The sequence below is a fragment of the Rhodanobacter sp. C01 genome (genome assembly GCF_002001045.1).
Lineage (GTDB): Bacteria > Pseudomonadota > Gammaproteobacteria > Xanthomonadales > Rhodanobacteraceae > Rhodanobacter.
In genome coordinates this window covers 276,342-303,189 of record NZ_MUNR01000010.1, presented here as the reverse complement: position 1 = coordinate 303,189, position 26,848 = coordinate 276,342, and the positions used below count along the sequence as shown (strand labels likewise).

The following is a 26,848-nucleotide window of genomic DNA, read 5'->3' as shown; positions in this document are numbered from 1 at the left end:
GGTGTCGGTCCATGGAGTGGAGGGAAGAGCGGCATGGGCTGGGCGGCACGTATAAGGGAATTCGCACCCATGCCTTCCGACAGGGTGTGGACTTCAGGCACATACGCCGGGACGCGACTGCAGGCATAAAGCCGGCATGATCGAGATACCATTCCCCGTTGTGGCCAGCACGCTGCCTCCGGCACGACTGTATGGCTGCCACATTTCGCCGCCATGCTGGCCGGCCATGGACGCGCCGTGAATATCTTCGCACCCCTGATCCGCCGTCCGGCGGGTACCTCGCTGCTGGCGCTGGGCCTGACCCTAGCCGGCATCTGCGCCTATCTGCTGCTGGGCGTGGCGGCGTTGCCGTCGCTGGACTTCCCCGGCGTCTACGTGGTGGCCAACCAGCCGGGCGCCAGTGCGCAGACCATGGCCAACACCGTGCTGGCGCCGCTGGAGCGTCATCTGGGGCAGATCCCCGGCATCGACGACATGTACGGCAACGCCACCGAGGGTGCCGCCTCGGTGAGCGTGCGCTTCAACTTCTCGCGTACCGCGGACAGCGCTGCGCGCGACGTGCAGGCGGCGATCAATGCCGCCGCGGTCGACCTGCCTTCGGGCATGCCGTCGCCGCCGCAGTACTTCAAGTTCGACACTTCGCAGATCCCGATAGTGTTCATCACGCTCACTTCGAGCGGGTTGCCGCAGGACAAGCTGTACGACCTCGCCGATACCCTGCTCAAGCCGGCGGTCGCGCAGATCGACGGCGTGGCGCAGGTGCAGGTATTCGGTGGCACGCCGCATGCGGTGCGCATCGAACTGGACAACAACGCGCTGGCGGCGAAGGGACTCACCTCGAACGATGTCGCCAATGCGCTGCGTGCAGCCAACGTCACCTCGCCGCAGGGTGCGCTGAGCGATGGTCACACGCAGATGACGGTGACCGCCAGCGATGGCCTGCAGGAGCCGGCCGAATTCGCCCGCCTGCTGATTTCGGTTAAGAACGGCACGCCGGTACGGCTGTCCGACGTGGCCAAGGTCTACAGCGGCGAGCAGGACGAATACCAGGCGGCGTGGTTCAACCAGGAGCACACGGTCGGCCTGCAGATCACCAAGCGACCGGAAGCCAACGCGGTAGCCACGGTGGAGGCGATCCGCGCGCGACTGCCGCAGCTGCGGGCTTCGCTGCCTTCCAACATCACCCTCACGCCGGTGTTCGACCTCACCCAGACCACCAAGTCGGCGCTGCACGAGGTGAAGGTGGCGCTGCTGATCTCGATCGTGATGGTGGTGCTGGTGATGCTGGTGTTCCTGCGCCGGCTGCGACCGACCATGATCGCCACCTTGAGCGTACCGCTGTCGCTGGCCGGTGCGTTCGTGGTGATGTGGGCGCTCGGTTATACGCTCAACACCTTGTCGCTGGTGGCGCTGGTGCTATGCATCGGCTTCGTGGTGGACGATGCGATCGTGGTGATCGAGAACATCGTGCGCCACATGGAACATGGCATGTCGCCGATGCAGGCGGCGCTGACCGGCGTGGGCGAGATCGGTTTCACGGTGATCTCGATCACGCTGTCGCTGGTGGCGGTGTTCGCGCCGCTGCTGTTCGGCAACAACATGTTGATCATGTTGTTGCGCGAGTTCTCGGTGACGCTGACCGCGGCGGTGGTGATCTCCGCGCTGGTCTCGCTCACGCTCACCCCGGCGCTGTGCGCCTATCTGCTCAAGCACGAACCGGCCAACCCGCCGCCGCCGGGCCGGCTGGAACGCGCGGTGGAGCGTTTCGACCGCGGCATGCTGCGCATGTACGAGCGTGCGCTGGACTGGGCGATGCGGCACCGGCGGATCATGCGCTGGCAGCCGTTGATCCTGCTGATTGTCACCGTTCTGCTCGGCATGGCGGTGGTGAAGACTGCCGGCGGTACCTTCATGCCGGAAGAGGACACCGGGCAGTTGCAGGTGGAGATCAGTGCGGATGCCAACATCTCGCCGGCGCAGCTGACCGAGCGCACCCAGTCCGTGATGAAGATCATGCTGGACGATCCGGCCGTGCTCGACCAGCTGACCATGCTCGGTGGCAACGACGCCGGTGGCGCGGTAGGCAATACGGCGCAGATGTTTGTCGACCTGAAGCCTCGCGGCAGCGGCCCGGGCGAGCGGCCGGAGAACATCAAGAAAGTCATCGAGCGGCTGTCCAAACAGTACGACAAGCTGGCGGATGTGAAAGTTTCGGTCAGTGCCTCGCAGTTCCTCGGCGGTGGCGGCAGCGGCGACAAGGGCGGCCAGTACGAATTCCAGCTGGTCGACAGCAATGGCGGCGACCTGCAGCCGTCGGCGCTGAAGATGGTGCGCCAGATGCGCACGATGAAGGAATTCCGCGATGTCAGCAGCAACTTCGACCAGGTCGGCAAGCAGCAACTGCTGAAGGTGAATCGCGAGGCAGCCAGCCGCCTGCAGGTCAGCATGGGCGACGTGGATACGGCGCTGTACAACTCGTTCGGGCAACGCCAGGTCTCGACGATCTATTCGGACATCAACCAGTACTTCGTGGTGCTCACCACCGGCTCGGCCGATAGCATCAGCCCGGAAGGGCTGCTCAACCTGCGCGTGCGCAACAACCAGGGGCTGATGATTCCGCTGTCCGCGCTGGCGCACATCGAACCCAACAGCACCCCGCTGCGCATCCGCCATCACAACCAGATGGAAGCGGCCACGATCACCTACAACCTCGCCAAGGACGTGCCGCAGGACAGCGGCATCAAGCTGGTCGAACAGGCCGCCTATGTGGCCGGGTTGCCGGCCGGCATCCGGGTCGATTTCACCGGCCAGAACCAGCGCCTGCAGCAGGCCCAGTCCAACGGCATGGTGCTGCTGATCGGCTCGATCATCGCGATGTACATCGTGCTTGGCATCCTCTACGAGAGCCTCGGCCATCCGCTGACGATCCTGTCCACCTTGCCGGCCGCCGGTGCCGGTGCGTTCCTTGCGATGCTGGTGACGCAGACCCAGCTTTCGCTGATGGCGATCATCGCGATCCTGATGCTGATCGGCATCGTCAAGAAGAACGCGATCCTGATGGTGGACTTTGCCCTGGTCGGCGAACGCGAGCGCGGGCTGCCTGCGCCCGAGGCGATCCGCGAGGCGGCACTGGTGCGCTTCCGCCCGATCACCATGACCACCCTTGTCGCGATGGGTGCGGCGCTGCCGCTGGCGATCGGTTTCGGCATCGGCTCGGAAATGCGCCAGCCGCTCGGCATCGCGATCGTCGGCGGCCTGCTGGTGTCGCAGCTGCTGACCCTGCTCAGCACGCCGGCGATCTACCTGTGGAACCACGACCGCAAGATCCGCAAGGCGGCGCGGCGCGAGCGCCGCGCCGAGAAGCGCCGGCTGAAGGCGCTGCCGGCAACCTGAGCGCGAGTGCCATGGCATGGCAGCCAGCGGATGTGCGCCACCGCGCCCTGCTTTTCAGCAGGGCATGGACTTCAGGCACATCCGCCGGCGCGTTGTGGCAGGCATAAAGCCCGCATGACCCGGATGCCGGCGATTGCCGTTACCCTGTTGTCCGCCGCGGGCATGCCTGACCACGGCGACTCACCGTTATGCTTGCGGGCCATGGACGTGCCATGAATATCTTTGCACCGTTGATCCGCCGCCCTGCCGGCACCTCGCTGCTCGCCATCGGCCTCATGCTGGCCGGGTTCTGCGCCTACCTGCTGCTGGGCGTGGCGGCTTTCCCGTCGATCGAGTTTCCCGGCGTGGCCGTGTTTGCGCAGATGCCTGGTGCGAGTGCACAAACCATGGCCACCACCGTGGTGGCGCCACTGGAGCGTCATCTCGGACGCATTCCCGGGGTCAAGCAGATGTTCTCCAGCGCCAGCGAGGGCGGCGCGCAGATCCAGGTCCTGTTTGACACGAGCCGCAAAGTAGACGCCGCCGCGCGGGACGTGCAGGCGGCGATCAACGCCGCCGCCGCCGACCTTCCGCCGGGTCTGCCCATTCCGCCGAACTACATCAAGTTCGATACCTCGCAGATCCCGGTGCTGCTGGTATCGCTGACCTCGACCAGCCTGCCGCCGGACAAACTCTACGACCTCACCGCCACCTTGCTTCAACCGGCCGTGGCGCAGATCCCCGGCGTGGCGCAGGTGACGGTTTCCGGCGGCGCGCCGCATGCAGTGCGGATCGCGCTGAATACCTCCGCGCTGGCCAACAAGGGGATTACCGCAAACGACGTGGCGAACGCGCTGCGCGCGGCGAATGTCACCTCGCCGCAGGGCACGCTGAGCGACGGTGTCTCGCAGATGACGGTGACCGCCAACGATTCGCTGCAGACCGCGCAGGACTTTGCCACGCTGGTGATCTCCAGCCGCAACGGCATTCCGGTACGGCTGGCCGACGTGGCCACGATCAGCAGCGGTCAGCAGGATCAGTATGCCGCGGCGTGGTTCAACGGCACGCGCGCGGTGACCATGCAGATCAGCAAGCGGCCGGAGGCGAACGCGGTGGCCACGGTGGAGGCGATCCGGGCCGCGTTGCCGGGCTTCCACAACCTGATGCCGGCCGATGTGCAGATCACCCCGATCTTCGATCTCACCCCGACCACCGAATCCGCCCTGCACGAAGTGCAGGTGGCGTTGGCGATGAGCATCGTGATGGTGGCGCTGGTGATGCTGGTATTCCTGCGCCGCGTGCGGCCGACCGTAATCGCCATGTTCAGCGTGCCGCTGTCGCTGGCCGGTGCCTGCGTGCTGATGTGGATGCTCGGCTTCACCCTGAACATCTTCTCGCTGGTGGCGCTGGTGCTGTGCGTGGGCTTCGTGGTGGACGACGCGATCGTGGTGATCGAGAACATCGTGCGCCACATGGAGCGCGGCATGGCGCCGCTGCAGGCTGCGCTCACCGGTGTGAAGGAGATCGGCTTCACGGTGATCTCGATCACGCTGTCGCTGATCGCGGTGTTCGCGCCGATGGTGTTTGGCGACAACATCTTCACCATGCTGATGCGCGAGTTCGCAGTCACGCTGATCGCCACCATCGTGATCTCCGCGGTCGTCTCGCTCACGCTCACACCGGCGCTGTGCGGTCGCTGGCTGCTGCACGAGCCACCGGCCGGCAGTCGTGCGCCGGGCCGGCTGGAACGCATGGCGGAGCGCTTCGACCGCGGCATGCTGCGCATCTACGAGCGCGGGCTGGACTGGGCCATGCGCCACCGCCGCATCATGCGCTGGCAACCGCCGATCCTGCTGGTGCTGACCGTGTTGCTGGCGATCGTGGTGGCAAAGGTCGCCGGCGGCGGCCTGATGCCGAAGGAAGACACCGGCCTTCTGCGCGCCCAGATCACCGCCGACGCCAACATCTCGCCCGACCTGCTGGCCAAGCGCACGCAGGCGATGGCGGCGGTGCTGCAGGCCGATCCGGCGGTGCTCGATGTTTCCACCATCCTCGGCGGCGGCAACAACAACAGCACGGTGACCAACCGCTCGATCCTGTTCGTCGACCTCAAGCAGTATGGGGACGGTCCGGGTGACCGCCACGATTCGGCGCAGGCGGTGGTCGACCGGCTGGACAAGTACTACAAGACCGTCACCGACCTCGACGTGTCGCTGACCGCAGTGCAGTTCATCCAGGGCGGCGGACCCAGCAGCGGCGGCCAGGGCCAGTACGCGTTCCAGCTCAGCAGCAACGACGGCACGCCTTTGCAGCAACCCACCCTGCAGCTGGCGCGGGTCATGCGCGGCATGAAGCAGTTCCGCGATGTGACCACCAGCTTCGACAGCATCGGCAAGCAGCAGATGCTGCAGGTGGACCGTGATGTCGCCGCACGGCTGAACGTGAACATGGGTCAGGTCGATTCGGCACTGTACGACGCGTTCGGCCAGAACCAGGTGTCGACGATCTATTCGGACCTCAACCAGTATCGCGTGGTGCTTACCGCCGAGAGTGCCGCCGCGCTGAGTCCGGCCACCCTGCTCAGCACCTATGTGCGCAACTCGCTTGGGCAGATGATTCCGCTGTCCGCGCTGGCGCGGATCGCGCCGGGCATTGCGCCGGTCACGGTCAGCCACTACAACCAGCTCGAATCGTCATCGATCAACTACAACCTCGACAAGGGCATCACCCAGACGGATGGCCTGAAGCTGGTCGACCAGGCGATCTTCGTCGCCCACCTGCCGCCTGGCGTGCAGAAGCAGTACACCGGCGACAACCAGAACCTGGTCGATACGCTGAACAATGCACTGATCATGCTGCTGGCAGTGATCCTGGTGATGTACGTGGTGCTGGGCATCCTCTACGAGAGCCTGATCCATCCGCTGACCATCCTCTCCACCTTGCCGGCCGCCGGCATGGGCGCCTTCCTCGCGATGCTGGTCACGCACACCCAGCTCACCCTGATGTCGGTGATCGCGGTGCTGATGCTGATCGGCATCGTCAAGAAGAACGCGATCCTGATGGTCGACTTCGCGCTGGTCGCCGAACGCGAACACGGCAAGTCCGCCCCCGAGGCGATCCGCGAGGCGGCGCTGGTGCGCTTCCGTCCGATCACCATGACTACCCTGGTCGCGATGGGCGCGGCGCTGCCGCTGGCGATCGGTTTCGGCTACGGCTCGGAGATGCGCCAGCCGCTCGGCATCGCCATCCTCGGTGGCCTGCTGGTGTCGCAATTGCTGACCTTGCTGAGCACGCCGGCAATCTACCTGTGGCAGCACGATCGCCGCGAACGCAAGGCGAGACGCAAACAGCTACGCACCGAGATCCAGCGCCAGCGTACCTTGCAGCAGCAGATGCCGGCATTGCCGAAATAGCGCTTGCTCGCGGGACAAGAGGATCAGTCGCTGGGACCGGTGCAGGCGGCGTAGCGCTGGCCCTCGACGCGCACGACCTCGCCGCGATCCTGCAGTTCGACGCTGGCGGTATAGTGCTCGGCCGAATCGAAATCCACGCGGCCATGCCCGCTATGCGGTGGATGGCCGGAACAGTTCACTGTCCAGGCCAGGGCGGTATTGCTGCGATGCTGGTCACTGCGCTGACATGACGCATCCGGAATGGGCAGGTCCGCGAACATCAGCCAGGGGTCCGCATCTTCGTCCACGCATTGCCAGCGAATCGTTGGCGGCCCTGCATGACCATGTTCAACGACACGCGTCACGGTCTTCCACAGCCCGGGCATCGCCTGGAAATCGCCGGGGTCGGCGCGGCTTGCCGTGCTGCCAAGCCCCGCTGCGAGAAGCAGGGCGAAAGCCAGGCCATGGCGGATGGCGAAAACGTGCAGCGACCGGGGATACTTGAGGGGATGGTTCATCGTTGGAACACTCCGCGGCAATCGGGATCAGGACAGGCATCGCTCAAGGCGTGATGCCCGGACGCACGCATGCCCCGCCTGCGAATGCAGGGCAGGGCATGCGTGCGACGCTCAGTCCTGCGTGTCGCTGGCTGCCACACTGGCTTTGGGGAAATGTCCGAAGTCGAACATGTCCATCAGGTTGCCGATCGCGGGCGAGTTGACCGGCACATAGGGATTGTTGGGTAACTCAACCGGGTTGGGCAGGTTGTCGCGGCTGCGCGGCGAGATCGTCTCGTGCAGCCCCCAGTTGGCCTCGACGAATTTGTCGAAGGAGACGTGGTCGTAATAGGTGTGCACCACGCGACCGCCCTGCGAGTACTTGGAAATCACCAGCAGCGGGATGCGCGTGCCGTCACCGAAGAAGTCGATCGGCTGGATGTAGCCCGAGTCGTAGTAACCACCGCCTTCGTCGAAGGTCACCATGATCACGGTGTCGTTCCACACCTGCGGGTTGGCCTGGGCCATCTGCACGATCTTCTGCACGTAGCCCTCGAACAGCTCGAGCTTGGACGAGGACGGATGGCCGTCCAGCAGTCCATCCGGTTTGGCAATGGAAACCGCCGGCAACGTGTTGTTCTGGATATCGTTGTAAAGGTCGTTGATATCCTGGTTGTTGTCGCGCAGCTTCGGGTTGGTCATCACCTGGGTGGAATACAGGAACGGATCGCAGATGTTGCAGAAGGTGCCGGCCTCACCGTTTTCCTTGCCATTGCCCCAGCCCTCGCCGTAGTACTTCCAGCTGACGTGATGGCGGTTCAGCAGCAGCGCGAGGTTGTCCTGGGTGGTGGGCGGGATGGTGAACTGGTTGGCGCCCAGTGGTGCGGGCGTGCCATCGCCGAGATAGCCCGGGTTGTAGTTGTTGACCAGGTAGTAGGCGCCCGGCTTGCAATCCGTGCCGCGGAAGGTGCGATACGGCAGACCGCGCAGATAGCCCTTCACCGAAGCGACGCCCGGCTGGGTATCGTCCGCACAGTCGACGTAGGAACCACCGCCGTAACCGTCCTGCACATACCAGTTGTTGGTGCCCGGTTGTGCATCGGGATTCTCGATCTGGTTGGCCGGCGGCACGGCGGGATGGCCTTGCGCGTCGGCGTAATAGATCGGGCTGCCGAAGCCGAGCATGATGTGATTGGCACCGGTGCCGCCCATCACCGACTGGTGGAAGTTGTCACTCAGCGCATAGGTTTTGGCCAGCTGCTCGAAATACGGCGCATCACCCTTGTTCATGTTGAGGAACTGCATCGAGGTGGAACCCTCGCCGGTGCTCTGATCGGTAAAGCCGGCCGCTTGCGCCACGCCGTTGTTGCCGGCACCGATGGTGGTCTCGACCCACGGGAACAGGTCGTTGCGGCAGCCGCTCGGATTCTTCCTGGTGGCTGCCTGGGCACTGCAGTCGAGCTGTTGCCACATCTGGAAGAAGCGATGCACCGGGCTGTTGGCGTAATCGTTGTAGCTGATCGAGGCGTGCATATCGACCGGCGCGTTCGTCAGCTGGGTGGGGAAACGCGTGTCGATGACGTCGTTGGGCAGGCCCGTGCCGCCCTCGGCCAGTTCGACATAATCATTCGCCGGCAACGCCGGTTCGATCGCCTGTGCCTGTGCTGCCGAGGCGAGATACGGCTGGGTGGGCGCACCACCGGTGTTCATTGACGGAAGCTGCGTGTACGGCGAGGTGTGCGTGGGTGCATTCGAATAGGTGCCAGTGTTCGAGGCCTGCCACTGGCGTGCCGCAGCGACGTTCGGACCTGGTGTGCCGTCGGCGTTGACGATGCCCTCCGACAGCAGGTTGTGCACGGTCTGCCCCGCCGGCGGCGTATAGGTGGCATAGACGTGGTCGAACGTGCGGTTCTCGCCGATCAGCAGGATGACGTGCTTGATCGGGGTGCGCGTATCGCCGCTGCGGTCGGGGCCGTTGCCGGGGTTATGCAGCACGACGACGCCACCAGGCAGGCTGGAGCGGTTGGTGGTGGCCGTGGTCGGCACGTTCTGGCGGAACGCGGCATCCTTGTCGGGTGGGGTGGTGCTCTGCGCACTGACTATGCCGGCAACGCCGGTGGCAAGCGCGCCGAGGAAGAGCGGCATGAGCCGCTTGCGGCCAAACAACGTGAGCATGACTGGATCTCCTGCAGGAACCCTGTGAAGGCTGCCATCGTGTGATCCCCCTGATTCCGGCCCGTGCGATGCTGCAACGTGCGGGCCGCTGGCAGTCTGGTCCGTGCAGATGACGTCGCGTTGGCACTTCCACGACAACGCACACGCCCAACATGACAGTGCGGCGACAATGCGCGTCGCTGTGCACTGGTTCACATCAGATGCGTGGGATCAGGCCTGCGCGGGCAACAACTGATACGGCCGCATCATCTCGTTGTCTTCGTGTTCGAGCAGGTGGCAGTGCCACACATAGCGGCCGGGTTCGCCCTCGAAGCGCATCGCGATGCGCGTGACCATGCCCGGATCGGCGCGCACGGTGTCTTTCCAGCCGGCCTCGTGCGGTGGCGGCGCCTGCGCGGGACCGGTGTACTTGAGCGTGCGATGTGCATTCCAGGCGAACAGGTCGAACGGCCGTCGATCGATCACCTGGAAGCGCACCAGATGCAGGTGGATCGGATGCGCGTCGCCGGTGAGGTTGACGAAGCTCCAGGTCTCGATGCTGTTCTGGCGCGGATCTTCGGTGACGGGATCGGACCAGTGCTTGCCGCCGAGCAGCATGCCCATGGCATTGCCGCCGGCGTCGTCCACTTCCTCCAGCGTCAGTACGCGATCGCGCACGGCACCAGCTGGATCGATGCGCGCGACCGGGCGCAAGCTTGCCGGCAGCGCGGACGCATCGCGACGGCCACGATCGCGCACACGAAATTCCATGACTCCCTCGCCCTGCTGGCGCAACTGCACGGACTGCCCGGCGAGAGCGGAGAAATCGATCACCACATCGGCGCGCTCGGCGGGATACAACTCGATCCGCGTGCGCTCGACCGGCGCGGACAACAAGCCCTGATCACTGCCGATTTGCTGGAACGGCTGATCGTGCGACAGCGAGAGATCGAAGAAACTCGAATTCGCCACATTGATCAGGCGCAGTCGATAACGGCGCGGCTCGACCTCGAAATACGGAAACAGCTTGCCGTTGCACAAGGTGAGGTTGCCCTTGCACTGCATCACCCACGGCGCTGACGGATCGTCCGAGACCGGGTAGTAGAGCTGGCCGTCCTGGGCGACCAGCCGATCGCACAGGATCAGCGGCAGGTCGCAGTCGCCCGATGGCAGGCCCAGTGCCTGCTCCTCGGCATCGTGCACATTGAACGCACCGAACAAGCCGGCATAGATGTTGAGCCGGGTGATGCCCATCGCGTGGTCGTGGTACCACAGCGTGGCCGCGTCCTGCCCGTTTGGATAGTGATACAGCGCCGAATGACCGGGCTCGAACCAGTCCTCCGGATAACCGTCGCTGCCCGCCGGCACACGCGCACCGTGCACATGTGCCACAGCGCGCACTTGCGGCTTCGAACGCTCGGCGCCATGGATGGTGTGATCGATCGGCAGGAAGTGCTGTGCCGGCAGTGCATTGATCCACTCGACCAGCAACGGCTCGCCGCGTGTGGCCTCGATGGTTGGCCCGGGCGACAGGCCTTCGTAACCCCACAGCGGTGTCGGCGGCAGGTCGCGGTGCAGGCGCGCATGGAAGGCGCGCATCTGCATGCGGTAATACGGGAGGGTCCGACCGGGATAGGCGGGATGCGCACGCCGTCCGGCAGCACGCGCGATCGGTGGCACCGGCAAGGGGTCGACGAAGCGCGCCAGCGACACCGGATTCACCAGCGGTACCTTCGGCGCCGCCAGCGTGGCGGCCGACAGGCGTGCCGGCATCGCCATCGGCATCGTGCTCGCTGCGGCCAGCTGCAAGGCATCGGCGACGGCATACGCACCGAGCAGGCTGCCGGCACCGCACAGGAAACGGCGCCGCGACAGCGTCATGACCGGCCACCCTGGCCGGTTCGATCAACGGGCGCACGGCTACGGAAGCACATCGGGAGTAGCCCGCAGAAATGAGATGCATGAATCATGGGTTCCACCCTAGGCAGCCCCCATGACAGTCATGTGGCAACCGAGAGATCGACGGGCAGACAGGCTCCAGACCGTGAAGCCGGTTACATCCTCATGGAAGTGTCCAGTCGGCGCGGCACCATCTTCACGCCTCGGCCGGTCGTGCCGCACCGATGCTGCGCAGCGCCGGGCTGGTCATGCAGCAGAGCGCGATCACGGTCAGCATCAGCCCCGCACCGATGAACAGCGCCGGCAGCGAGATCACCTTCAGCAGGCTGCCGGCGATCGCCGCCGACAACGGGCCCAGACCCATGAAGGTGAACATCAGCACGCTCATGGTGCGGCCCATCATTTCCGGTGCCACACGGCGCTGGATCCAGCTGACGATGGCGATCTGCGCGATGCCGCCGAGCATGCCGGTGCCGGCCAGCAATACGGCGCCGGCCAGCGTCGAGTGCACCAGCGCCAGCGTGGCCACGGCCAGTCCGGCAATGCTGTCGATGCACAGCACCATCAAGCCGAGCCGGCTCTTGACCACGCGAGCCACGAGGCCGGAGAGAAAGCTGCCCAGCAGCATGCCGACACCGTTCGAGGTCATCAGGATGCCCAGCGAGGCGGCGCCCAGATCCAGCCGGGTATCGGCCAGCACCGGCAGGCCGACCTGGATCGGGCCACCGACGAACACCGACACCACCGCGGCGTAGAGGATGAACGCGCGCAACGGCAGGTCGGCCCAGATGTTGCGGATGCCACTGGCGACGTTGGCCAGCACGCTGCCGATCGGCGTCTTCGGGTGATGGTCGCTATGGATGCGCACCAGCATCAGCGAACCGAGCGAGAACAGGAAGCTCACCGCGTCCACACCGAAGGCCAGCCCGAGTCCGCCGGCGTCAGCGACGGCCTGTGGCTGTCCCGCATGTGCACCAGTACCGATCACCAGACCAGCCAGCACCGGGCCGACGATCATGCTCAGCTGGCGCATGCCCATGAACAGCGCATTGGCCGGCTGCAGCTGCGTCGGCTCCACCAGCTGCGGCAGGATCGCCGAACCCGCCGGATAGGCAAACGCGGTGGACAAGCCGATGCCCAGCGCGATCACGTAGATCATCCACATCTGGATCGCCCCGGCCAGTACCAGCAGCGCCAGCAGGCTGACCAGCAGTGCATTGACCGCGCGCCCGGCCAGCAGCACGCGCCGCGGCGACATGCGATCCACCACCGCGCCACCGATCAGCATGAACACGGCACGCGGCAACGCGATCGCCGCCAGCACCAGGCCGAGTGCTGCCGGATCGCCGGTGAGCTTCAGCACCAGCCACGGCAACGCCACCAGGGTGAACTGATCACCGATCGCCGAGATCGTGCTGCCGCCGAACAGCAGGGTGAAGTTGTGATTGGCGAACAGCGAGCCGCGAGAAGAGGTCTGCATCGGGAGGTCCTTGATCGCAGTCGCAAACTGCCGTGCTGCATGGAATGAGTTTTAAGGCGATGTCACGGTTGCAACGATGGAAGTCAGCTGGCGGCCACCTCATCCCAGGCAATCGTGACCAGCCGGCGCAGATGATCGCGCACATCGACTGGCCATGGTTCGGTCAACGTGGTGAAACGCTCGCGGTCGCGCCGGTAAAACGCCCGCGATGCTTCCTCGTGACCAACGAGATCACCGGTCATCACGAGCATGAAGCGGTCGACCGCTTCCATCGCGTGCCGTGCGCGGTCTTTTGCGCCATGCCCACGCAAGGCCTGCTCGACCAGTCGTCGCAGCACTGCCGAGGCACCGCCCGGCTGCTGGCCAAGCCAGTCCCAATGACGCGGCAGCAGGGTGACCTCGCGTGGAACCACGCCCAGCTTCGGCCGGCCCGGACCGCGTGCGGCGGGTTCCGGCGCGACTTCAACCTGGGGCAGGCGCGCCAATACCTGATGCTCGGTACCGCGAAAATCCACTTCGATCTGGCGACTGTCATGGTTGTCGAAAATCAGCAGGGGGTCGCGCACACCGGCATCGAGCGCCTGCTTCGTGGCGCGCACCACATCGGCCAGCGCGCCGTCGGCAATCAGGCGGTTGCCGGCGAAGGCGCTGCAAGGGGGGGTGTCACGGCGATGCATGTGCTTTGACCCGATGGCTATGAAGGCAGATTTTACCCGGATTAAATAGAGTGTCAATAATGCCCGGGTAAAACGTTGCCGCCGTGGCCCGAAAGTCATGCTCATGTCGCGCCATGGGCTTGCTATGGTTGGATTTTGACCGAAGGGATTGAAGGGATGACCAAGCGCTTGCGCCCGGCCGTTTTGCTTGCCTCACTCACCCTGTTCGCCGCGTTGTCGCCGCCGCTGGCTGCGACCGAGCTGAGCATTCCGCCGATCCAGTACCACCAGCGCATCTTGCCGAATGGCCTGCAGGTGATCAGCGTGGAGGATCACGCCAGCCCGAATGTGGCGGTGCAGATGTGGTACCACGTCGGCTCGAAGGACGACCCCGAGGGGCGCTCCGGCTTCGCGCATCTGTTCGAGCACCTGATGTTCAAGAGTACGAAGCACATGCATGCCGAGCAGATGGACCGGCTGACCGAGGACGTCGGCGGTGCCAACAATGCATCCACCGGCGACGACGTCACCAACTACTTCGAGATCGTGCCGAGCAACTACCTGCAGACCTTGCTGTGGGCCGAAGCCGAGCGGCTGTCCAACCTCAACGTCGACGAACCAAACTTCAAGTCCGAGCGCGCCGTGGTCGAGGAGGAATACCGCCAGAGCGTGCTGGCCAATCCGTACGGCAAGCTGTTCAACGCAATCGACCCGTATTCGTACACCGTGCACCCCTACAAGCGTCCGACCATCGGCAGCATCGAGGATCTGGAGGCGGCCTCGCTGCAGAACGTGATCGATTTCCACAACACCTTCTACCGGCCTGACAACGCCACCCTGATCGTCGCCGGTGACTTTGATCCGAAACAGCTCGATGCCTGGGTCGACCAGTACTTCGGCTGGATACCGAAACCGGCCACGCCGATTCCCCAGGTCACTGCACAGGAACCGGTACGCAAAAAGAACCTGAGCTACACCGTCACCAGCGCGACCGCGCCGCTGCCCGCCGTGGCGATCACCTGGCTGATCCCGCCGGCCGCCGACAGCGCCGACATCGTCCCGTTGCAGGTGGCCGCGGCGCTGCTGTCGCAGGGTGACTCCTCGCGGCTGTACCAGTCGCTGGTGTATCGCCATCAGATCGCCCAGCAGGTCGGCGTGGATGCCGATGGCCGCGCTGGCCCGGGCCTGTTTACCGCCTATGCGATCCTCGCCAGCGGCCATCAGCCGGCCGAGGCGGAGAAGCTGCTGCACGAGGAAATCATCTGGCTGGCGACCCAGCCGATTCCAGCTGCCGAACTCGACAAGGTGAAGACCCAGCTGCTGACCGAGGAACTTCGACAGCGGCAGACCGCCCAGGGCATCGCGTTTGCGCTGGGGCAGGCGAGCCTGATTGACGGCGGCGCGGAGCACGTCAATACGGATCTGGCCGCGCTGCAGAAAGTTACCGAGGCGGATGTGCATCGCGTACTGCAGAAATACGTCACCGGTGCGCACAGCGTCACCATCGATTACCTGCCGCAGGCCGCCGGCAAGGGAGCAGCGAAATGAGCCGTACCATGATCTCTCATCACATGCCTGCACTGCGCTTGGCCGTCTTTACCGCTGTCATGCTTGCCACTGGCGGCGCGCTCGCGACGCCGGCTGCCGCGGACGCCGGGTACGGTTTCCCGACGGTGCCGCCCGCGCCGGGCCCAGCCCCGAAACTCAGCGTACCGACACCATTCGCACAAATCTTGCCGAACGGATTGCAGGTGATCAGCGTGCTTCGGGCCGGCATGCCGCTGGTTACCGCGCAGCTGGTGCTGCGCAGCGGCGGTGAGATGGACCCGCCACAATTGGCCGGCTTGGCCGATCTCACCGCGAACCTGCTGACCAAGGGCGCCGTCGGCAAGACGGCACCGCAGATCGCCGCAGCCGCCGAGACGCTGGGCGGTTCGCTGACAGCGGCGGCCGGCTGGGATGAAAGCGCGGTGGGCATCACGGTGACCACGCCGAAGCTGCCGCAGGCGCTGGGCCTGCTCGCGGAGGTGGTGCGTCAGCCGGATTTCAGCGCGGACGAACTCAAGCGTGCGCAGGCGCAGGCGGTCGACGACCTGCACCTGATGCTGAGCCGGCCGACCGCGCTGGCTTCGCTGGCCGCCAGCCGCGGCGTGTTCGGTGACGGTGCGTACGGCCACTCGCGCAGCGGCACACCGACCTCGATCGCGCGGATCAGTCGCGCCGACGTGCAACAGTTGCACGCGCGGCTGTATCGACCGGACAACGCGATCCTGATCCTCACGGGAGACATCACCCCGGCGCAGGCGCAGCAGCTGGCGCAGACCAGCTTCGGCGACTGGCAGAAACCATCCGCACCGCTGCCGCAGCGACCGGTCGGCACGACGGCCAGCCGCATGCCGGCACTACTGCTGATCGACCAGCATGGTGCAGGCCAGGCCGGCGTCGTCGCCGCGCACGCGGCACCGCCGCGCAACAGCGCCGATTACTACGTCGGCACCGTGGCCAATGCGGTGCTCGGCGGTTCGTATTCCGCCCGCCTGAACGAGGAGATCCGCATCAAGCGCGGCCTGTCCTACGGTGCCAACAGTCGGTTGCAGGCACTCGGCGACGCCGGCATGTGGCTGGCCTCCGCACAGACCAAGAATCCGTCGGCACCGCAGGTGGTGGACTTGATGCTCGGGGAATTCAAGCGTCTCGGCGGCAGCAAGGTCGATGCGCAGGAACTGGCCGCACGCAAGGCGACCTTGATAGGCGGTTATGGCCGCAGTCTGGAGACCACGGCCGGCCTCGCCGAGGAGGTCGGCGAGCTGGCAGTCTACGGCGTGAAGCTGGGCGAGATCGGCAAGTACATCGAGCAGGTGCAGGCGGTCACGCCGAAGCAGATCCAGGCGTATGCGCACAGGCACCTGGATGCCGATGGCAGCAAGGTGGTGGTGGTCGGCGACGCGGCGCAATTCGGTGACGCCATCCGCAAGCGGCATCCGCAAGCGGTGTTGATGGAATCGACGGCGCTCGACCTGGACAGCCCCGACCTGCAGCCGGTGGTCGGATCCGGCACAACCCGCTAGGGCCAACCGCCCTGCCATAAAAAAACCCCGGCAACTGCCGGGGTTTTTTAATGGTGCGAACGATCGGACCGGGTCACTTCCTGCGCGCATCGCGATGACTGCGGATGGCTCGCGTGGTGAAACACAGCGTTCACTGACGTGTTCACTGGACTTCACCCAAAGGCGACACGATCTTAGTAAACTGCATGGTACACAAATACATCTTGCCCCTATCCCCATAGGCTTTCCCTCATGTCTTTGTCTGCCAGACCACTCCGTTCCGTCATGACCCGATCCATCATGGTCATGGCGCTTGCTTCAATCGCGTTGCCGGCTGCAGCGGCTGTCCGTGTGGAAATCGAGGCCGGGCGAAGCTACATGGACAGCTACGCGACGAACACGGCGTTTGTCGAAGGCGTGTTCGACGAACACCGCATCGGTGACAGCCGCTTCAGCTGGTCGCCGGATGTTTCGCTGGGCTGGATCGATGGTCGCGACATCGCCGGCTACGACAACTATCGCCACGACGGCCACCTCTACAGTACGCGCGACCAGAGCTGGCTGCTGGCGGGCGGAGCACGCTTCCGCTATGGCGATCCGGGCGATTGGTATCGATCGCTGTTCTTCAGTTTCCAGCCTGCCCTGCACACGGGACGCACGCTGGCCCTCAGCACCCCGTACGAATTCGTCAGCACGCTGGGCTGGCAGGGCCGGCATTTCATGCTGGGCATCCGGCATATTTCCAACGGTGATCTGCACAGCCCCAACCGGGGCGAGACCATGGCACTGGTAGGTATCGGCTTCGATCTGTAGCTGGCGGGTTTTCCGATGCGACAGGCACACACGAAACCGGCGGCCAAGGGCCGCCGGTTTCGTGATCATGGCGTGTTGTTCTCGCGTTGCTGCTCAGTGTCCACCGGCCGCAGCCGCAGCCTTCGCGGTGAACGGTGGCCGCGTCAGCCACACCACGAAGATCAGCAGCATGAACACCCAGCCAAGCATGTGGAACACCTCGTTGAACGAAATCTGGAAACCCTGCTGGGTGATCATCTGGTTCACCAGCGCGGCCGACGTCTGTGAGTCGCCGAGCTGGCTCATGGTCGCCTGCGTGGCCGGGTCATAGATCGTGATGTGCTCGGTCAGCTGCGCGTGATGCACGATTGCGCGGTGCTCCCACATGAAGGTCGTCAGGGATGCCGAGAAGCTCGCGCCGAGTGTGCGCAGGAATGTGGCCAGGCCACCGCCGGCAGCGATCTCGTTGGGCTGCAGATCGGACAGCAGGATCGTTGTCACCGGCATGAAGAACAGTGCCACGCCAAGACCCTGCAGCAACTGCACGAGTGCCACGTGGGCGAAGTCGATATCGAGATAGAAGTCCGAACGCAGGAAACAGGTAGTTCCCATCACCAGGAACGCCGCCGAGGCGAGCAGGCGCAGATCGAAGCGCGAGGCGTATTTGCCCACTGCAAAAGTCAGCAGCACCGGCAGGATGCCCAGCGGCGCGGTGGCGTAGCCGGCCCAGGTCGAGGTGTAGCCGAGATTGCGCTGCAGCCATTGCGGTACCAGCAGGCCGATCGCGAAGAACGCCGCATAGGCCAGCACCAGCGCCAGCGTGCCCATGCGGAAATTGCGGTGGCGCAGCAGCTTCAGGTCGACGATGGGCTCCTTGTCGGTCAGTTCCCAGATCAGGAACACCACAATGCTGATGGCCGAGACGATGCTGGTGATGACGATGAAGGTCGAGTTGAACCAGTCCTCGTCATTGCCCTTGTCCAGCACGATCTGCAGTGCGCCCACGCCGATGATCAGGGTGATCAGGCCGACGTAGTCGATCTTGGGGCGCTGCGTGACATCGTTGCGGCCTTTCATCTGGTTGCCGATCACCATGCTCGCAAAGATGCCGATCGGCACGTTGATGAAGAAGATCCACGGCCACGAATAGTTGTCGGTGATCCAGCCGCCGAGGATCGGACCGGCGATCGGCGCCACCACGGTGACCATCGCCAGCAATGCCAGCGCCATGCCGCGTTTTGCGGGCGGGTAGATCGATATCAGCAGCGCCTGGGTGACGGGGTACATCGGGCCGGCCACCGCACCCTGGATCGCGCGGAACAGGATCAGCATCGGCATGCTTTGTGCGACGCCGCACAGGAATGACGCCAGCGAGAACAGCAGGGTCGACCAGATGAACATCTTCACCTCGCCGAAGCGGCGGGTGAGGAAGCCGGTGAGCGGCAGCGATATCGCCATGCTCACCGCGAACGAGGTGATCACCCAGGTGCTCTGGTTGACGCTCACGCCGAGGTTGCCGGCAATGGTCGGCAGCGACACGTTGGCAATCGTCGTGTCCAGCACCTGCATGAAGGTCGCCAGCGACAAGCCGATCGTGGCCAGGACCATGTTGGGTGGACGGAATGGGGTGGTCATCGGGATCGGTCAGTCAATGGGTTGGATCTGCGCCGCCCGCTGCTCGCGGGCGGCGCGCTGTCTTACTTGGAGCTGCCAGCCATGTTGGCGTGGATGATCTGCGCGATCAGGCCATCGGCCTGGGCCAGCTGCTTCTCGTACACATCGGTGCTGAAGGCCGGCTGGGTCGGTGGCTGCTGCGCCAGCATCGGGCCGTTCTGGTCATGCAGGCTCACGTCCACGTCGGTGGACAGGCCGATGCGCAGCGGGTGCTGGTCGAGCTGTTTCGGATCGGTGAACACGATGCGCACCGGTATGCGCTGCACGATCTTGATCCAGTTGCCGGTGGCGTTCTGCGCGGGCAGCAGGGCGAACGCGCTGCCGGTGCCGACACCGAGGCTCTCCACCTTGCCCTTGTAGGTCACCGCACTGCCGTAGACATCGCTACGGATGTCCACCGGCTGGCCAATGCGCATGTGGGTGAGCTGGGTTTCCTTGAAGTTCGCGTCGATCCACACCTGGTGCAGCGGCACTACCGCCATCAATGCCAGGCCCGGCGCGATGCGCTGGCCGAGCTGCACCGAACGCTTTGCCACGTAGCCGTCGACCGGCGCCACGATGGTGGTGCGCAGGTTGTCCAGGTAGGCCGCGCGCAAGTTCGCCGCGGCCGCCTGGACGTCCGGATGCGAGGCGACCACGGTGTCGTCGACCAGCACCTTGCTGGTCTGATACTGCTGCTGTGCAGTGATCAGCCCGCTTTCGGCGGTGGTCAGCGCATCCTGTGCGTGGGACAGTTCCTCGGCGGAGATCGCGCCGGACTTGGCCAGATCGCGCCGGCGGTTGTAGTCGGCACGCGCCTTGTCCACCGCCACCTGGCGTGCGGCCACGTCGGCCTGCGCGCCGCTGACGCTGCTGTACAGGCCGCGCACCTTGCGCACCGTGTTGGCGAGATTCGCCCTGGCCGAGGCCAGCGCCACTTCGGTATTGCTGTCGTCGAGTTTCACCAGCACGTCACCGGCGTGTACGAGGTCGCCGTCATCGGCACCGATCGTGACCACGGTGCCGGACAGTTGCGGGGTCACCTGCACCACGTTGCCGGAGACGTAGGCATCGTCGGTGCCTTCGTACCAGCGCCCGTCGAGGAAGTACCACAGCGTCCATGCGATCAGGGCGAGCAGCACGACCACGCCGAGCAGGCGCAGCAGGAATCCGCGGCGGTTCTTTTCCGGCGGCTGGGCGACCGGGGCGGTCGCGGTAGGGGTCTGGCTGGACATGAGGGGTGCCTCAGGAATGCGAAGAGGAAGGGGAGGAAGGAGTCATGTCGCCGGCTTGCGGCATATAGCCGCCGCCGAGCGCCTGAATGAGCTGGATCGAGATATCGATGTGCTGCGCCTGCAGCGCCGCCATGCCCTGTTCGGCGACCAGCAGCTGCTGGCGCACGCTGAGTGCTTCCAGATAGCTGCCGACACCGGCCTGGTACCGCTGCTGGGCGAGATCCCAGGCCTGCCGGGCGGCATCCAGTGCGCGCTGCTGCGCGGCGAGCTGCTGGTCCAGCGACTGCTGTGCGGTGATGTCGTCGGAGACCTGGTTCAGTGCGCCGACAAGAGTCTGGTTGTACTGCGCCACGGCGATGTCGTACTGCGCATCCTTGCCGGAAAGATTGGCGCGCAGGCGGCCACCGTCGAAGATCGGCAGGCTCAGCGTGGGGCCGAATTCGTAGAAGCGGGACGAGGCCTGGAACAGATTGCCGCCGCCGATATTGAGCAGGCCGGCCATCGCACCGAGGTTCACGTTCGGCAGAAACTCGGTCTTGGCGACCTTGATGTCCTTGCCGGCCGCCTCGACACGCCAGCGTGCGGCGACCAGGTCGGCACGATGGCCGATCAGTTCAACCGGCAGGTCGGTTGGCACGGTCAGCACGGCCGATGCCAGCGTCTGCGGACGACCGATGTCCAGGCCGCGATCCGGGCCCTTGCCGAGCAGCACCGACAGCGCCGAACGGGCGGCATCAATTGCGCGGTTCGCCACGGCCTGTTCGCGCTCGGCGCTGGCCACTTCCGCATCGTCCTGCTTCAACTGCAGCTGGCTGTCGATGCCGGCGGCCACGCGCTGGCGGGTCAGCTGACGCGCCTTGCCGGCGCGCTCCAGTTCGGCCTTCGCCAGATCCTGCTGGGTGTATGCATAGCCGAGTTGCACATAGGCGCGTGCCACGTTGCCGGACAGTTCGATGCGCGCCGCACGTGCCTCGATATCGGCGGCGCGTGCCTGGCCCAGTGCGGCCTGCCACGCGGCACGCTTGCCGCCCCACAGGTCGAGGCCCCAGTTGAAGCTGGCATAGCCGTACTTGGCGGCGGCGAAATGCGACTCGGGGCTGAGCAGGCCATCGGGCAGGCGCGCGCCGGCAACACTGGCGCCGCCGTTGACGGTCGGGCCACGCGCAGCGTCGGCGACGCCGACTTCCGCCTGCGCCTGACGTGCACGCGCATCGGCGATCGCCAGGCCGGGGTTGTCCTTGAGTGCTTCGCCGATCAGGTCAGAGAGCTGCGGATCACCGAGCCCGCTCCACCAGTCCTGTGTCGGCCATGCGGCGGGTGAAAGGGTGATTCCGGCTAGGCTGCGCTCGGCCTTGAGCGTGGATGGATCGATCGGGGTGCCGTCGGGATGCAGACCGCCGCTGCTGGCGCAGCCGGCCAGGGCAAGAGTCAGTGCGGTCGCAGCCGCAAATAAGTGCAGACGCATGGGTGGTGTCCAGGTAAACGAATCAGTTCTTGTCGCGCAGTGCCTGCAGCACGCGTTCCAGGTAGTTGTGCAGCTGCTCGCTTTCGAGCTGGCTCAGCGAGCGCTGCGACGCGGTCATCACGCGCTCGCTGCATACGGAGGCGGTGTTCTGCCATACGGCCACGCCGGCGTCGGTCAGCTCGATGCGAAGAGCCCGGCGATCCTGTTCATGCGGGGAGCGGCGCAGGTAACCCTTGCGCTCCAGCTGGTCGAGCTGGCGGGTCATTGCGCCACCATCGAGTTCCACGGCGCGGGCCAATTCGGTAGCCGAGACCGCACCCAGCTGCTGCGCCTTCTTCAGGATCAGATACTGGGTAAAGCTCAGGTCCACGCCCTGGCTGGACAGTTCCGCCTCGATCGCACGCACCATTTCGGAGCGCACCATGGTCAGCAGCATGCCGAGGCTGGCCGTATGTGGATCAGGCGTGCCGGAGAGTTCGTGGGAGGGCGTGTTTGGCTTCATGCCGCGGCATTCTATTGCCGAAAGTATATTTGTCAAGGCAAATATATGTCAGTTTATGTTTGTTTCAGCAAAATTTCGCGTCGGCCAGGCAATTCGGCCAGCTCGTCGGCCAGCCACGCACGCAGGGCCGGGTCGCGGATCTCGAAAAGCTCGAACACGCCCAGTGCCCGCAGGGCGGGCAACTGGGCCAGCAGCCGTGGCTCCATGGCGCGGCGCACGGCCTCGGGCGTCACTGGATCAAGCATCTGGTGAGCACAGGCGATGAAGGCTTCCACCGGCGATGCGGCGGCCCGGGATTTGACGGAAATCAGTTCAATGGGCGACATGGCATCCTCGACGTGGGATGTCGCGACACGGCGACATCCCTGATCAGGACGGGCGAATCCCGCCCGATGTGACACTGTTCGGTGCAGGCATTTGTCCGCATGGATGAAACCGCGAGCGGCGGCAGCGGCATCTGTCCCGGCCGGTAGGCGGTCGGGAAGGTCACAGCTTAGGCAGACTCGCTGCAATCTGATAACGTTATTTGGTCAACTTATATCGAGAATCGGCCATGCCACCTTCCAAGGAGCAGGTCCACGAACTGATCGAGCAGGTCGGCGGCCCTGCGCTGATCGCCTATCGGATCGAGCGTGAAGCCGCCAGCGAATACGGCGAGGACACCCAGACCTACGACTGGCACCGCCATCTGCGCGGGCAGTTCTTCTGCGTCGAGAGCGGCCTTGTCCACGTGCACACCGAACACGGTTCGTGGATGCTGCCGCCACACCGTGCCGGGTGGATGCCGCCGGGCGAGCTGCATACGGTCAGCATCAGCGGGGTGATGAGCGGTTGGGGCGTGTTCATCACGCCGGACATCGACCACGGCCTGCCCGCACGTCCCTGCGTGATCGGCATCACCGAGCTGCTGCGGGCGCTGGTGCATCGCGCCAGCTCGTGGACCTGGCACGAGCGGCTCGACGCGGAGCAGGAACGGGTGATGTCGGTGCTGCTGGATGAAATGCGCCGCGCACCACACGAACCCTTGCACCTGCCGATGCCGTTCGACCGCCGGCTGTTGCGTATCGCCCAAGCCGTGCTCGAACAGCCGCATGACAACCGCAGCCTGGAGGACTGGGCCACCTGCGCCGGGCTGTCCGCGCGCAGCCTCAGCCGGCTGTTCCGTGTCGAGACCGCGCTGAGCTTCGCGCAATGGCGCCAGCAGGCACGCCTCAGCCGCGGCCTGGAACAACTGGCAGAAGGTACACCGGTGGCGGTTGTCGCCGACGCGCTGGGCTACGTCAGCGTCAGTGCCTTCGTGGCGATGTTCCGGCGCAATTTCGGCCAGCCGCCGGCGCGCTATTTCGCGCGCAAGCCGGCGTCAGCCTGATCGCGGCAGCATTAACGAACATAAGCGGCGCTTATCGCCACGATCACTAAAACCGCATTGGCTTATCGGATGGGCCGGACTTAGCATGCGCCAACGCCATTCCCGCGTTGTCGAGAAACCTGCGAGGTCGTCATGCTCCGTCCCTTCGTCACGATGCTGCTTGCCCTCACCCTGCTGCCCGCCGCGGCATTCGCCGGCGACAATTTCTGGCAGACGCCCACCATCAATGGCGCCGGCAAGATCCACGCGTTGCCGCAGGCGGCGTACCAGCCTGATCGCAACGCCACCTACAAGGTGGTGTTCAGCCTGAGCAAGGCCGGCGACAAGCCTGACGAGGTGAGTCCATCACTTGATCACGTGGCACGCGCGGTGAATCTGTATGTCAGCGCCGGCGTGCCGCTCGACCATCTGAAATTCGTGGCGATCGCCTCCGGCGGTGCCACGCCCATCGTGCTGAACGATGCGCAGTACAAGAAAGCGTATGGCGTGGCCAATCCGAACCTGCCGTTGATCGAACAGCTGCGCAAGGCCGGTGTCGATATCGCGGTGTGCGGCCAGGCCGTCGCGGAACACAAGTTCCAGTACGACTGGGTGGATTCGCACGTCACGCTGGCGTTGTCCGCGCTGACCACGATCACCGTGCTCGAGCAGCAGGGTTACGCCCTGATGCCGCTGTGATCCACGCGTTGCCAGGGAAACATGTGATGCGCCATTTCGTCATGGGCCTGTTGCTGGCGGCCAGCTTCGTCGCCAACGCGGCCGACAGGACCGACTACCTGCCACCGTGGAATCCGCCACCGGCGGGCCTGCAGTTCAGCGTGCCGCCGGTGGATGCGATCGCCGACCTGCACGGCGATATCGTCGATCCGCAACTGGTGTTGTTCTTCGCCGGCAACCAGTTCATGGTGGTGCATGACTTGCTGGAGGCGTTCAAGCAGGCACATCCCCAGTACCAGCGGATCTATGCCGAAACCTTGCCGCCGGGCATTCTCGCCAAACAGATCCAGAGCGGCACGCTGGTGATGGGCAACCTGCGCATTACGCTGAAGCCAGACATCTATACGGCCGGCAAGGATGCGATCGCCGACAACCAGCAGAAGCACGGCTGGTTCGCCGACAGCTACGACTACGCGCGCAATCCGCTGGCGATCCTGGTGGCGAGGGGCAATCCGAAACACATCACCGGGCTGACTGATCTTGGCCGTAGCGATGTGCGCGTGAGCATGCCGAACCCGGCGTGGGAGGGCATCGCGAAGCAGATCGAAGCGAGCTATCGCAGGGCCGGTGGCGATGCGCTCGACCACGCCATCATGGACAGCAAGGTGAAGGACGGCAGCACCTTCCTCACCCGCATCCATCACCGCCAGTCGCCGCTGCGCGTGCTGCAGGGCGAGTCGGATGCGGCGCCGGTGTGGTCGACCGAGGCGTATTTTCAGCAGCAGATCATGCATTTCCCGGTCGAGACGGTGACGATTCCGGCGAGCCAGAATGTCACCGCCACCTATACCGCCGCACGCATGAAGGATGCGCCGCACGAGCAGGCCGCAAAGGATTTCCTGGCCTTCATGCAGAGCCCCGCGGCGCAGGCGGTGTATCGCAAGTACGGCTTCCTGCCGGTGCATTGAGGATGGGCAGAATGCAGCACGTCGGCTCACGGATGCTGTTGCTTGGTTTCGGTCTGGCCGCCGCGACGGCGCTGCCGGTCGGTGCGGCGCATGCCGTCGACGCGGCAGCGATCACGACGCAAGGCAACGGCAAGGGTGCAGCACCGTGCATGGCCTGTCACGGTGTCGACGGAGGCGGTCAGGCCAGCACCGGCAACCCGAGGCTGGCCCGACTCGACGCGGCCTATCTGCAAAAGCAGCTGGATGATTTTGCCGGCGGCGCACGTACGAGCCCGGTCATGCAGGCCACCGCCATGGCGCTCAGTGACGACGAGCGCGCGGCACTGGCGGCGTACTACAGCAAGCTGCCGATTCCGCCCGTGCTGATGAAGCCGGTCACGCCGATGCCCGCGACGGATAGCGTCGGTGCCGTACTCGCCACGCGTGGTCGTTGGGACAAGCAGGTACCCGCATGCGTGCAATGCCACGGCCCCTCCGGGATCGGCGTGGGTGCGCATTTCCCACCGTTGGCCGGGCAGCCGGCCGCGTATATCGAAGCGCAGCTCAAGGCATGGCAGCAGGGCACGCGACACAACGATCCGCTGCAGTTGATGCAGCATCTGTCGAATGCGCTCAGTGCGCAGGACATCAACGCCGTGGCCGGCTGGTTTGCCGCGCAACCGCTCGATGCGAAAGGGGCCACGCCATGAAAACCCTGCTCGCCTTGCTGGCGGCGACCGTCGCGATAGGCGCGTTGAATGCCTGCTCGCAGAAAACACCGACAACGGTAGCCGCCAGTGCAGCGCCCGCCGCTTCAAGCACGGTGACAAACAGCGTCGTCACCAAGCCGTCATCGCCAGCATTCACGCCGCCATCGGAAACAGACATTCCCGGCGGTCCGCTGGGCGATGTGATCCGCCAGGGTCGCGACATCTTCACCGACACGCCGACGCATGCCAGCGCCTATGTCGGCAACACGCTCAGCTGCAGCAACTGCCATCTGGATGCCGGCCGGCTGGCGAACTCGGCGCCGTTGTGGGGCGCCTACGGCATGTATCCGCAATACCGCAAGAAGAATGGCCACGTGAACACGTTCGGCGAACGCTTGCAGGGCTGCTTCCGCTTCAGCATGAACGGCAAGGCACCGCCGCTGGACAGTGCCGAGATGGTGGCGCTGGAAACCTACGCGTGGTGGATGGCAAAGGGCGCGCCGGTCGGCGTCAAGTTGCAGGGCGCCGGTTATCCGAAGCAGGGTTTCAAACCGCCGCAACCCGCGGATTACGCGCGCGGTGAAAAGGTCTACGCGGCGAACTGCGCGCTGTGCCACGGTGCCGACGGGCAGGGCCAGCAGGTGGCCGGGCGCAACGTGTTCCCGCCGCTGTGGGGGCCGCAATCATTCAACTGGGGCGCCGGCATGCACGAGCTGGACAACGCCGCCGCCTTCATCAAGGCAAACATGCCGCTGAGTCGCGGCGGCAGCCTGAGCGACCAGGACGCGTGGGACGTGGCGATGTTCATGGATGCGCACGAGCGTCCGCAGGATCCGCGCTATACCGGCAACCTGGCCGAGACACGCGCGAAATATCACGACACGCCGCAGTCGCTGTACGGCACCGAAGTGAACGGCCACCTGCTCGGTTCGCAGCCCGCGCAAAAATAAGCGGAACGTGGCGCGCCGCCGCGTCGAGTGTGGATCGCCGCGGTGCTCCGGCGGATTCGAACCACCGAATC

General features: G+C 65.1%; 20 protein-coding genes. 10 read left to right on the top strand and 10 right to left on the bottom strand.

All coding sequences use genetic code 11. The features are described 5' to 3' along the window. Positions 1–237: 237 nt before the first annotated feature. Together B0E50_RS08730 and B0E50_RS08725 are read left to right on the top strand one after the other, a co-directional pair. The gene (locus B0E50_RS08730) at positions 238–3,393 is read left to right on the top strand and encodes an efflux RND transporter permease subunit (protein WP_077440908.1); all 3,156 of its coding nucleotides are present in this window, start codon (positions 238–240) and stop codon (positions 3,391–3,393) included. A 212-nt stretch (positions 3,394–3,605) separates the two neighbouring features. Beyond that, positions 3,606–6,785 carry an efflux RND transporter permease subunit gene (locus tag B0E50_RS08725; protein WP_077440907.1) on the top strand — a complete coding sequence of 1,060 codons (3,180 nt, stop codon included), beginning with the start codon at positions 3,606–3,608 and terminating at the stop codon, positions 6,783–6,785. A gap of 23 nt (positions 6,786–6,808) precedes the next feature. On the opposite strand, the gene B0E50_RS08720 is transcribed toward B0E50_RS08725, so the two are convergent. The 5 genes from B0E50_RS08720 to B0E50_RS08700 form a co-directional block, all read right to left on the bottom strand. Next, positions 6,809–7,282: a DUF3617 family protein gene (locus B0E50_RS08720; RefSeq protein ID WP_077440792.1), complete on the bottom strand. Its 474-nt coding sequence runs from the start codon at positions 7,280–7,282 to the stop codon at positions 6,809–6,811. Between the two features lie 111 nt (positions 7,283–7,393). Next, positions 7,394–9,436: an alkaline phosphatase family protein gene (locus B0E50_RS08715; protein ID WP_077440791.1), complete on the bottom strand. Its 2,043-nt coding sequence runs from the start codon at positions 9,434–9,436 to the stop codon at positions 7,394–7,396. A 210-nt stretch (positions 9,437–9,646) separates the two neighbouring features. Further along, positions 9,647–11,296, bottom strand: a complete 1,650-nt coding sequence (locus B0E50_RS08710) for a multicopper oxidase domain-containing protein (RefSeq protein WP_077440790.1) — start codon at positions 11,294–11,296, stop codon at positions 9,647–9,649. Between the two features lie 214 nt (positions 11,297–11,510). Further along, positions 11,511–12,794 (bottom strand): MFS transporter, encoded by a 1,284-nt coding sequence (locus B0E50_RS08705; protein WP_077440789.1) that lies wholly within the window; start codon positions 12,792–12,794, stop codon positions 11,511–11,513. An 83-nt stretch (positions 12,795–12,877) separates the two neighbouring features. Then, positions 12,878–13,471 carry a DUF2239 family protein gene (locus B0E50_RS08700; protein ID WP_077440788.1) on the bottom strand — a complete coding sequence of 198 codons (594 nt, stop codon included), beginning with the start codon at positions 13,469–13,471 and terminating at the stop codon, positions 12,878–12,880. A gap of 156 nt (positions 13,472–13,627) precedes the next feature. Between B0E50_RS08700 and B0E50_RS08695 the strand changes: the two genes are divergently transcribed. From B0E50_RS08695 to B0E50_RS08685, 3 genes are all read left to right on the top strand, one after another. Next, complete coding sequence (locus tag B0E50_RS08695) at positions 13,628–14,998, top strand: pitrilysin family protein (RefSeq protein ID WP_077440787.1); 1,371 nt, start codon at positions 13,628–13,630, stop codon at positions 14,996–14,998. After that, on the top strand, positions 14,995–16,518 hold the full coding sequence (locus B0E50_RS08690) for a pitrilysin family protein (protein ID WP_254427221.1): 1,524 nt from the start codon (positions 14,995–14,997) through the stop codon (positions 16,516–16,518). The genes B0E50_RS08695 and B0E50_RS08690 overlap by 4 nt, the downstream gene beginning before the upstream one ends. 264 nt (positions 16,519–16,782) lie before the next feature. Then, a complete protein-coding gene (locus B0E50_RS08685) occupies positions 16,783–17,310 on the top strand; it encodes an acyloxyacyl hydrolase (RefSeq protein ID WP_168170848.1) in 528 nt (175 codons plus the stop codon). Between the two features lie 93 nt (positions 17,311–17,403). Here the strand turns inward: B0E50_RS08685 and B0E50_RS08680 are convergent, their stop codons facing one another. From B0E50_RS08680 to B0E50_RS08660, 5 genes are all read right to left on the bottom strand, one after another. Further along, positions 17,404–18,924, bottom strand: coding sequence for a DHA2 family efflux MFS transporter permease subunit (locus tag B0E50_RS08680; RefSeq protein WP_077440785.1), 1,521 nt, complete (start codon positions 18,922–18,924; stop codon positions 17,404–17,406). 62 nt (positions 18,925–18,986) lie between these two features. Beyond that, positions 18,987–20,177 (bottom strand): efflux RND transporter periplasmic adaptor subunit, encoded by a 1,191-nt coding sequence (locus tag B0E50_RS08675; RefSeq protein WP_077440784.1) that lies wholly within the window; start codon positions 20,175–20,177, stop codon positions 18,987–18,989. 10 nt (positions 20,178–20,187) lie between these two features. Then, on the bottom strand, positions 20,188–21,642 hold the full coding sequence (locus B0E50_RS08670) for an efflux transporter outer membrane subunit (protein WP_077440783.1): 1,455 nt from the start codon (positions 21,640–21,642) through the stop codon (positions 20,188–20,190). A 22-nt stretch (positions 21,643–21,664) separates the two neighbouring features. Then, positions 21,665–22,144, bottom strand: a complete 480-nt coding sequence (locus B0E50_RS08665) for a MarR family transcriptional regulator (RefSeq protein WP_343124473.1) — start codon at positions 22,142–22,144, stop codon at positions 21,665–21,667. A 53-nt stretch (positions 22,145–22,197) separates the two neighbouring features. After that, entirely contained in the window at positions 22,198–22,470 is a 273-nt protein-coding gene (locus B0E50_RS08660; protein ID WP_077440781.1) for a hypothetical protein, read from the bottom strand. A 227-nt stretch (positions 22,471–22,697) separates the two neighbouring features. Here B0E50_RS08660 and B0E50_RS08655 point away from each other — a divergent pair, with 227 nt between their 5' ends. The 5 genes from B0E50_RS08655 to B0E50_RS08635 all read left to right on the top strand — a co-directional run bounded on the left by B0E50_RS08655 (position 22,698) and on the right by B0E50_RS08635 (position 26,777). Continuing rightward, positions 22,698–23,513 carry a helix-turn-helix transcriptional regulator gene (locus B0E50_RS08655; protein WP_077440780.1) on the top strand — a complete coding sequence of 272 codons (816 nt, stop codon included), beginning with the start codon at positions 22,698–22,700 and terminating at the stop codon, positions 23,511–23,513. 132 nt (positions 23,514–23,645) lie between these two features. Further along, positions 23,646–24,191 carry a DsrE family protein gene (locus tag B0E50_RS08650; RefSeq protein ID WP_077440779.1) on the top strand — a complete coding sequence of 182 codons (546 nt, stop codon included), beginning with the start codon at positions 23,646–23,648 and terminating at the stop codon, positions 24,189–24,191. Positions 24,192–24,217: 26 nt separating this feature from the next. Then, positions 24,218–25,138 carry a substrate-binding domain-containing protein gene (locus B0E50_RS08645; protein WP_077440778.1) on the top strand — a complete coding sequence of 307 codons (921 nt, stop codon included), beginning with the start codon at positions 24,218–24,220 and terminating at the stop codon, positions 25,136–25,138. An 11-nt stretch (positions 25,139–25,149) separates the two neighbouring features. Further along, on the top strand, positions 25,150–25,827 hold the full coding sequence (locus B0E50_RS08640) for a c-type cytochrome (RefSeq protein WP_254427220.1): 678 nt from the start codon (positions 25,150–25,152) through the stop codon (positions 25,825–25,827). Next, complete coding sequence (locus B0E50_RS08635) at positions 25,824–26,777, top strand: c-type cytochrome (protein WP_077440776.1); 954 nt, start codon at positions 25,824–25,826, stop codon at positions 26,775–26,777. The genes B0E50_RS08640 and B0E50_RS08635 overlap by 4 nt, the downstream gene beginning before the upstream one ends. Positions 26,778–26,848 lie beyond the last annotated feature (71 nt).